This window comes from Clostridium sp., from assembly GCF_016650095.1.
Taxonomy (GTDB): Bacteria; Bacillota; Clostridia; order Clostridiales; family Clostridiaceae; genus Clostridium_AD.
The window spans coordinates 1-9,085 of record NZ_JAENWL010000122.1; the positions used below are offsets into that span (position 1 = coordinate 1).

Consider the following 9,085-nt stretch of genomic DNA (forward strand, 5'->3'; position numbering starts at 1 on the left):
CTCTTAAGAAGCTTTTGAGTGACCAACAAAAATAAAGTAATAACAACGAATGGAGATGATATTTTTGATTAAATTGTTTAGATTTTTAAAACAATATACAATACAAATACTAGCAATAGTTGTATTGATTTTTACTCAAGTGCTAGCAAACTTATATTTACCAACCTTGATGGCTGATATAGTTGATAAGGGTATAGTACACAAGGATGTAGCTCAAACTATTTCATTTTTAGGATTTAGTGGAGATTATAAAGGAATAAATTATATTATTAGATTAGGTGGAATCATGTTAATAGTTTCAGCAGGTGGTGCTTTATGCTCAGTAGTAGCAGCATTTTTTTCATCACGAACCGCTGTGGGATTTGGTAGGATTATTCGTAATAAATTATTTGCTAAAGTAGAAGGATTTTCGCTGCATGAATTTGATAAGGTAGGTACCGCAACCCTTATTACAAGAACTACAAATGACGTTGTTCAGGTTCAAAGAGCAACCGTAATGATCTTTTCTATTATGCTTTTTGCACCATTAACTGCCATAGGTGGTATTGTTATGGCTTTAAGAGAGGATGCATCATTAACTTGGATTTTTGCAGTTGTTGTACCGCTTCTTTTTATTATTATTGGAATAACTCTTAAATTTGCTATGCCATTATTTAAATTGATGCAAGTTAAACTAGATAAATTAAATCTTGTATTACGTGAAGGACTTACTGGTATTAGGGTTGTGCGTGCATTTAATCGTATAGATACTGAAAAGGGTAGATTTGATGATGCTAACAGTGACCTTATGCAAAATGCTGTAAAAGTAAACAAAATAATGGCATTTTTACTACCAATAATGATGTTAATTATGAATGTCACAACAGTTGCTATTATTTGGTTCGGTGCTAAAAGAATAGATGCTAGCAACATGGAAATTGGTTCATTAATAGCATTTATACAATATGGGATGCAAATTTTAATGGGTTTCTTAATGCTTGCTATGGTATTTATAATGATACCAAGAGCACAAGCTTCTGCAATAAGAATAAATGAAGTATTAGAAATGGAACCTGAAATCATTGAACAAAAAAAATCTATATTGGCTGATAAACAAAGCGGATATGTTGAATTTAAGGATGTAACATTTGGTTACCCGGGCGCAGACCAGCCAGCTATTAAGAACATTACCTTTAGCACTAGACCTGGTGAAACAACAGCTATTATTGGTGGTACCGGTTCTGGTAAATCAACTCTTATAAACTTAATACCTCGTTTTTATGATACAACTAGTGGTACGATTTTGGTTGATGGAGTAGACGTACGCGAAATGAGTCAGGAAACTCTTCGTGCAAAGATAGGTTTCGTCCCTCAAGACACTGTACTCTTTTCTGGAACCATTTCTGACAATATTAAATATGGTAAGAATGATGCTACTACTGAGGAAATTCAGTATGCAGCCAAGGTAGCACAAGCTATAGATTTTGTTGATGGAATGAAAGAAGGATATGAACACGTTATTGCCCAAGGTGGAACAAATATTTCCGGTGGACAAAAACAGCGTCTATCTATAGCACGTGCACTAGTTAGAAAACCTGAGATATATATTTTCGATGATAGTTTTTCTGCACTTGATTTTAAAACTGATGCAAAACTACGTGTGGCACTAAAAAAAGAAACAGTAAAATCTACAGTAATAATCATTGCTCAAAGAGTTGCAACAGTTATGGACGCAGATAGAATTATAGTTTTAGATGAAGGCATAATTGTCGGAATGGGAACTCACAAAGAACTTTTAAACAGTTGTAAGATATATCATGAAATTGTATCTTCACAGCTTTCAGAGGAGGAATTATCATGAGCGAAAACAATAAAACGAGCAAATCAGGCGGAGAGTCTGGAAGAGGCATGGGTGGTGGCCCAATGGGATCCTTTAAGGGACCAGTAGTTAAAGCAAAAGACTTTAAAGGAACATTGAAAAGACTTTTAAGTTATTTAAAGCCCCAAAGAACTAATTTTATTCTAGTTTTTATATTTGCGATTATAAGTACTATTTTTACAATAGTAGGACCTAAGATTTCAGCAAAAGCGATAGATAGACTGGTTCAAGGCATAATGAATAAATTTGGACTGCTTTCTCTTCATTCTCAGCAAGACAAAATAGCAGCTTTAGTAAAGGCTAATCCTGCCGCAGCAAATAGTCCCAAAGTAATTGATGGGCTTTCCCAAATTAAAGCCGGGATTTCAAAGATAATGAATATAAATGGTGGCAACATAGATTTCACATATATTCGAAATATTATCCTTATATTACTTGGGTTGTATTTAGTAAGTACAATTTTCGGGTTCCTTCAACAATATATAATGGCTGAAGTTGCACAGAAAACTGTTTACAATATGCGTCGCGAAGTTGAAGATAAGTTATCTAGACTACCACTTAAATTCTTTGATGCAAGAACTCATGGAGAGATATTAAGTCGTGTAACAAATGATGTTGATAATATATCAACAACGCTTCAACAAAGTCTTACACAACTAGTTACGTCGATAGTTACCATAGTTGGTATCATAGTTATGATGCTCACAATAAGCCCTCTAATGACACTTGTGGTTATTTTAACTTTGCCACTATATATTGTTGTAACGGCTTTCGTTGCAAAGAGGTCTCAAAAATATTTTGCAGCGCAGCAAAAAGAAATTGGAGCACTTAATGGTCATGTTGAAGAGATGTATACTGGCCACAAAATTGTTAAATCCTTTGGGCATGAAAAAGATTCTATTGAAGAGTTTGAAAATATTAATGACAGGTTGTACAATGCTGGTTGGAAAGCTCAGTTCATTTCTGGGATAATAATGCCTATGATGAGATTTGTCAGTAACATAGGGTATGTAATAGTTTGCGTTGTTGGTGGTTTTTTAGCAACACAAGGTAAAATTACTATAGGTGAAATTCAAGCCTTTATTCAATATTCTAGTCAGTTTACTCAGCCAATAGTTCAAACTGCAAATATTGCGAATATAATTCAATCAACTGTAGCATCAGCTGAACGTATTTTTGAATTATTAGATGAGGATGAAGAACTTGTAGAGACTGAGAATAGTAAAGTAATTGAAATTCCTAAGGGAGAAGTTAAGTTTGAGAATGTTGACTTTAGCTATAGCCCAGAAGAACCTCTTATTACGAATATGAACATTGATGTAAAACGTGGTCATACAATTGCGATTGTTGGTCCAACGGGTGCTGGTAAAACTACACTTGTTAACTTGCTTATGCGGTTCTATGAGATAGATGCTGGTAAAATTACAGTTGATGGAGTGGATATAAGAGACATAAAACGTGGGGAACTACGTAGTATGTTTGGGATGGTACTTCAGGATACTTGGCTCTTTAATGGTACTATAAGAGATAACATTGCTTATGGAAGAGAAGGAGCAACTGAGGATGAAATTATGAAGGCGGCACGAGCAGCTCATGCTCATCACTTTATTAAGACTCTTCCCGATGGATATAATACGATATTGAATGAAGAAGCTTCAAATATATCACAGGGGCAAAAGCAACTTCTTACTATAGCAAGGGCAATACTTGCAAACCCAACTATTATGATACTTGATGAAGCTACAAGTAACGTTGACTCAAGAACAGAAGTTTATATACAAAAGGCTATGACATCACTTATGCAAAATAGAACAAGTTTTGTAATTGCACATAGACTTTCTACAATTAAAGATGCAGAGCTCATATTAGTTATGAATAAAGGAAGTATTATTGAAATGGGTAATCATATTGAACTTCTTGCACAAAATGGATTCTATGCAGATCTTTATAATAGTCAGTTTAGTGGGGCAAACTTAGATAATGAAGTAATATAAATAAAAGACTTTTTTTAATAATGCTATGTTACCATCATTTCAAGGTAACATAGCATTATTTTTATTTTCAATTTAATTTTACAAGATTTTAATTAAATTTTATTAAATTTAACTGTTAAAAAAAGGAATTTGGGAATAAATGGAGAATACTTCCTATAGATGATTAGGAGGAGAGTAAAATGATTTATGATGCATTTAAAATTTCTAAGCAATTAAGCATAAGTAAAGTAACTGCTTATGCTAAGATGAAATTACCTGAAATAAAGCCTTTTTTAATAACACATAATGGTAAAACATGTGTAGATGATAAAGGTCTAGAAGCAATTAAACAAAGCCTAAAATATAATCAAAGTACAGATGCAGAATCAGAAGTGGCAGCCACTGTGGCAACTCTAATAAAAGAAGATATGATTGAAATACTTAAAGATAATATTGAATTTATTAAACAACAATTAAATGTAAAAGACGGGCAAATATACAATATTAATAAATTATTAGAAAATACGCAGGTGCTGTTTAAGCAAGAACAAGAGAAAAATAAAATCGTGTTGTCCTTACCCGAAACCATTAAAGAACACGATATGCAATTGATTGATACTCTTAATCAATCTCTTGAAAAACAAAGGGCTAAAGCTTTAGCCGAAGAAGTACTGCATAGGAAAAAAGGAATTTTCCAAAAATTATTTGATAAATAAGAAAAGCTACCACTCTATAGGGTACATTTTATAGAGTGGTAGCTTTTCTTATTGTTACTAGTTCCTAACTGCTTATAATCTTGCTGGATATTTCGTTAAAATACCACACTCCTATAATTATTATGGAAGTGCGGTATTTTTAATGATATCTATAAAAACATCTACTAATTGAGGATTAAATTGCTTCCCTTTTTCTTCAATTAATATTTTTAATGCTGTATCTTTACTTAGTCCTTTTCTATACACTCTATCTGAAGTAATAGCATCGAAGGTATCAGCTAAAGAAATTATTTGAGAGCCAAATGGTATTTCATTTCCTATTAACCCGTCAGGATAGCCAGCTCCATCCCATCGCCCATGATGATGACGAATAATAGTGCTGATTTCTGAAAACCCTTTTATTTTATCTATAACATTTGCACCTATTACTGGATGTAACTTCATTATTTCATAATCTGAATCAGATAATTTGCCGGGGTTTTTTAGAATAATATCAGGAACCCCAATTTTTCCAAGGTCATGAAAAGTAGCTGCAATTTTAACTTTATTTTTGATATCTTCTTTATTTTTACTACAATCTAAGTTACTGCAGATAATAGACACATATTTAGAAACATTTTTTGAATGTTCTCCTGTATAAAAATCCTTAGCATCTACTAATGCTCCCATTGCTTCAAAACCGGATAAATATGCATTTTCAAGCTTCAATTCAATATCATGATAGGTTTTGTTCATTTTAAAGTAAATACCTATTGATAAAAATATGTTTAGAACAAAAAAAATTTGAACTACTAATGGCAATAAAACATTGTTTTTCCAAACAGAAAGAAGATAGTAGCTAAATACTAAAAAAATTATTACATTTACTGAGATAATGAAAATGTTGATTCTTTTAAAGAATTTATTATTCATAGTTACCTCCAAGTTTTACAATATATAAAAGTATTTTTCATTGTTATATCATAATATATGAATGTAACAATACAAAAGTGAAATTAATATTAGAAAAGATAATAAATATAAACAAAAATCATATGGAATATAATGAAAACTAAGAAAGTAAGATAAAAGACACTTTAAAAGAAGGCAATGTTACCTTGAAATGCTGGTAACATTACCTTCTTTTAATTTTCAATTCAATTTTACAAGATTCTAATTAAATATAATTTAAGAATGAATTTCACTCTATAACTCCTCTACCTCTATATCTTTAAAGAAAGCTCTTCCTGCGTCTAGCCTGCTAAATCCAAACATTCCATACTTGAATTTATCATCACTATGACAAATTATTTCTTCCCCGTTTATATAAAAATATATTTTATCCACTTTAACTAAAACTTGAAAATTATAATCAATATTAAATTCCCAGTTATAGTCTACGGTTACTAGTGGAATAAAACCAAAGTCATTTATCATAAGGGCTACCTTGTTTTCCCCATTAAACCCAACATGATATCCTCTCGCAGCTCCTTGAACTCTAAATGCAATATTATGAGATAATCCGTTTACAGGATTAACTATGGCTTTGACACTTATATCTTTAGTATAATAGTTTCCAGTGTACGCTTCACACTGACTTATACTCATACAGCTCATGCGCCCATCCTCTATACCCCAAGCCCCATGATTATGAGCAAAAGGAGTTACACACAAGAACTCAAAAGACTGCTTTTTAAAGTCGATGGTATACTTTGATTTTCCTTGTACTTTAAATTCATCTATAAATATACTTCCTAAAGCGCTGTCAGTTCCAGGTGAAAAAGATTCTACTATTATTCCTACTTCATCTATCATCGACCCCTCTGTATCTGGTACAATAAATTCAACTTTTTGCCACTGTTTATTCTTTAATACTTCAACTGGAAGTTTTATATCCTTTTTAGTAAAGGTGTTTCTTACATATGGCGTAATTGCTATGTCACGACCTTGCCACTGATTCAGATATACGTTCATACTAACTGTTTGCCTCGGATATATATTGGGAGCAAATGTAGGTTTATATCTTTCGTCATCAAAATCAGATCTTCTATAAAAAGACTTATAATATACCTTAGAACTCTGTCCATAAGTAATGCAGTCAAACATCACTTCTAGAGACCCTTCACTTTCATACCCGATTTCATGACTATGTTTTAATATAAATTTATTGTTATCTGATAGCCTAAACCCATGAGTTGATCCAGAAACCTCAAAATCAAAATATATCTCTCCTAGTTTAAGTGAGTCTTTCAATTTCTTCGGAACCTCTTCTTTTGCTAACCTATATCCTAGTAATGCTAATTCCTTTGAATAAGTAGGCACATCAATTATATTTAAGTATCCAGATATACTAGAAGTAGCTATAAAATCATTTATAGGCTTTCTATAATTATCAGCTAGACCTTTCATTCCCTTAGCCACTCCAATAATAGTTCCAACATTGCCTGCATTACAGTCTGTATCCCAAGCACACATGGTAGCTATCTCTATGGTTCTAGCCAAATCACCTTCCCCATATAACATTGAAAGCACACATACTCCAGCATTAGGAATAATGTGACATGAACCTAAATATTTATCATATCCCCAGTTTTTTTCAAGATACTTTTGACAAAGCGAAAAATCTATTGGATACTTATTATGAAATTCTAATACATCTCTTGTAACTCTAGAATAATCAGAATCAACAGGTATAGTAGATAACCCAGCTTCAATTATTTCCATAACATTTTCTGTAGAAAAAGCTTTAGAGATACATGCTGCAATAAATCTTGCACCATATATGCCATTACCATCATGAGATACGCTGGCTGCCTTCTGTGCATACTCTGCAGCCTTTTCTATATTACTCGGCCACACAAGTCCCCAGGTATCAATAAATATTTGTCCTCCAATTTGCTCTGACAGTATCTTGCCATTAACTCGCTCTGATCCAGATACAGGTACTTTAAATCCGTTTTTTAAATTAAGATACACTGTATGTTCAGTGCTTACTCCATAACCGCCCCACCAAAACATTCCTATGCCTTCTCTACAATAATTAAGCCAGGCTCTCCCTACATCTTCTGCTTCAAGCTCTCTATCCTTTGCATCATCATACAAGGCTCTTAAAAAGAATACCGGTCCATTTACATCATCATCTGCAGCAAAATTTTTATAATCCTTAACATATCCAGTAATATTACCATATACTTCCTTGATTTTTTCATAAGTCCAAAACATTGGTTCTACAGGCGCGCCAAGCCTTATACCCATGTTCATGCCTAAAAATCCAGCGTATACCTTTTCTAGATAATCATTGGGAATCAAACGTTACCCCCTTATAATAAATGCTATAATATACTTTTCATCTCTTTATATTTATATTACCGCCCTTACCATAAAATTCACTTATTATTTTAATACTTCATTAGCTTTTTTAGTTATATCGTCCCCACCGTTTTTATACCATTCAACTACAAATTTATCAAAATCACTTATAGGACGTTTCCCAGTGATTATGTCTGCAGAATATTCTTTATACAGATTATTTACAGAATCCCATTTAACTGCAAGTTCTTCTGGCATCACAAAATTAATGTCTTCAGTATAGAACTTATTAACATCTTCTAAAGATTTAGTTCCTGCCTTTCCTAATAGTGGCTTTTCTAATTCTTTTCCTAGTGTAACTTTTGAAGGCTCCCAAAATTTTGCATACCATTCTTGTGATTTTTCAGTTAACTGTATCTTATTATCTTTAATTACATAATGTTCACCTTCAACCCCTAAACGATCTATCATTTGACCTTTTTCACTTGCTAAGAAGTCTAAGATTTCGAATGAAACATCTTTATTCTTAGATGTAGCTGAAATAGCTACTCCTCTACTCTCTTTAGAAACATCTATCGGTAAATAACCTTGTGCTTTTCCCTTTGCTGCTGGCAAAACTGTAAGTTCAACCGCTTCTCCATTGGCTTTTTTGATTTTACCTTCATAAATATCTATAACCTTTCCTGCTGTTCCAACTATTACTGCCGCTTGGTTTTCATAAAAAGCCTTTTCTTTTGTGTCCCATTGCTTTGTTAGATACTCTGGGTCTAGTATCCCTTCTTTATATAGTTTACTATAAAAAGTTAACTTTTCTTTTTCATTATTAGATACCTTATTGTAAATATATTTACCGTCTTTATCTTTTATCCATGTTGATTTATTTCCAAAAGCTTGGTCAAATATTTCATCAATTTCTATAGAATTACCAGCAGCTGTTAATGAATATGCTGGCGATCCTTTCCCACCTAAATTAGATGCTTTTAATTCTTTTAAAAATGCGTAGTAATTATCAATAGTTGGGTCTTCCATAAGCTTCTTAGATGTACTTAATTTATCAAACCAATCACTTCTTATTACTGGAACCTTCGATGCAAGAGGTTTAATCCATAATAAGTAAGGATAGTTTTCTAATCTCTTTATATTTTGTGGTTCTAAATTAGATTTTATATATTTAGATTTTTCTATATATGGTGTTAAGTCCGTAAGCAATCCTTGCTGGGATATCTGTTGATCTCCACCTTGGAAATATA

6 protein-coding genes are annotated in these 9,085 nt (G+C 32.4%); 3 read left to right on the top strand and 3 right to left on the bottom strand.

Annotated features, from left to right (window positions below):
• Positions 1-64 precede the first annotated feature (64 nt).
• The 3 genes from JJE11_RS08995 (at position 65) to JJE11_RS09005 (ending at position 4,547) form a co-directional block, all read left to right on the top strand.
• Positions 65-1,840: an ABC transporter ATP-binding protein gene (locus tag JJE11_RS08995; protein WP_291634737.1), complete on the top strand. Its 1,776-nt coding sequence runs from the start codon at positions 65-67 to the stop codon at positions 1,838-1,840.
• Complete coding sequence (locus JJE11_RS09000) at positions 1,837-3,852, top strand: ABC transporter ATP-binding protein (protein ID WP_291634739.1); 2,016 nt, start codon at positions 1,837-1,839, stop codon at positions 3,850-3,852. Before JJE11_RS08995 ends, JJE11_RS09000 begins: the two co-directional genes overlap by 4 nt.
• A 179-nt stretch (positions 3,853-4,031) precedes the next feature.
• Positions 4,032-4,547 (top strand): hypothetical protein, encoded by a 516-nt coding sequence (locus JJE11_RS09005; RefSeq protein WP_291634740.1) that lies wholly within the window; start codon positions 4,032-4,034, stop codon positions 4,545-4,547.
• 120 nt (positions 4,548-4,667) lie between these two features.
• On the opposite strand, the gene JJE11_RS09010 is transcribed toward JJE11_RS09005, so the two are convergent.
• From JJE11_RS09010 to JJE11_RS09020, 3 genes are all read right to left on the bottom strand, one after another.
• Entirely contained in the window at positions 4,668-5,459 is a 792-nt protein-coding gene (locus tag JJE11_RS09010; protein ID WP_291634742.1) for an HD-GYP domain-containing protein, read from the bottom strand.
• A 273-nt stretch (positions 5,460-5,732) separates the two neighbouring features.
• Positions 5,733-7,835, bottom strand: a complete 2,103-nt coding sequence (locus JJE11_RS09015) for an ADP-ribosylglycohydrolase family protein (protein ID WP_291634744.1) — start codon at positions 7,833-7,835, stop codon at positions 5,733-5,735.
• 84 nt (positions 7,836-7,919) lie between these two features.
• Positions 7,920-9,085: extracellular solute-binding protein (locus tag JJE11_RS09020; protein WP_291634746.1), on the bottom strand; the 1,166-nt coding region annotated here is incomplete at its 5' end.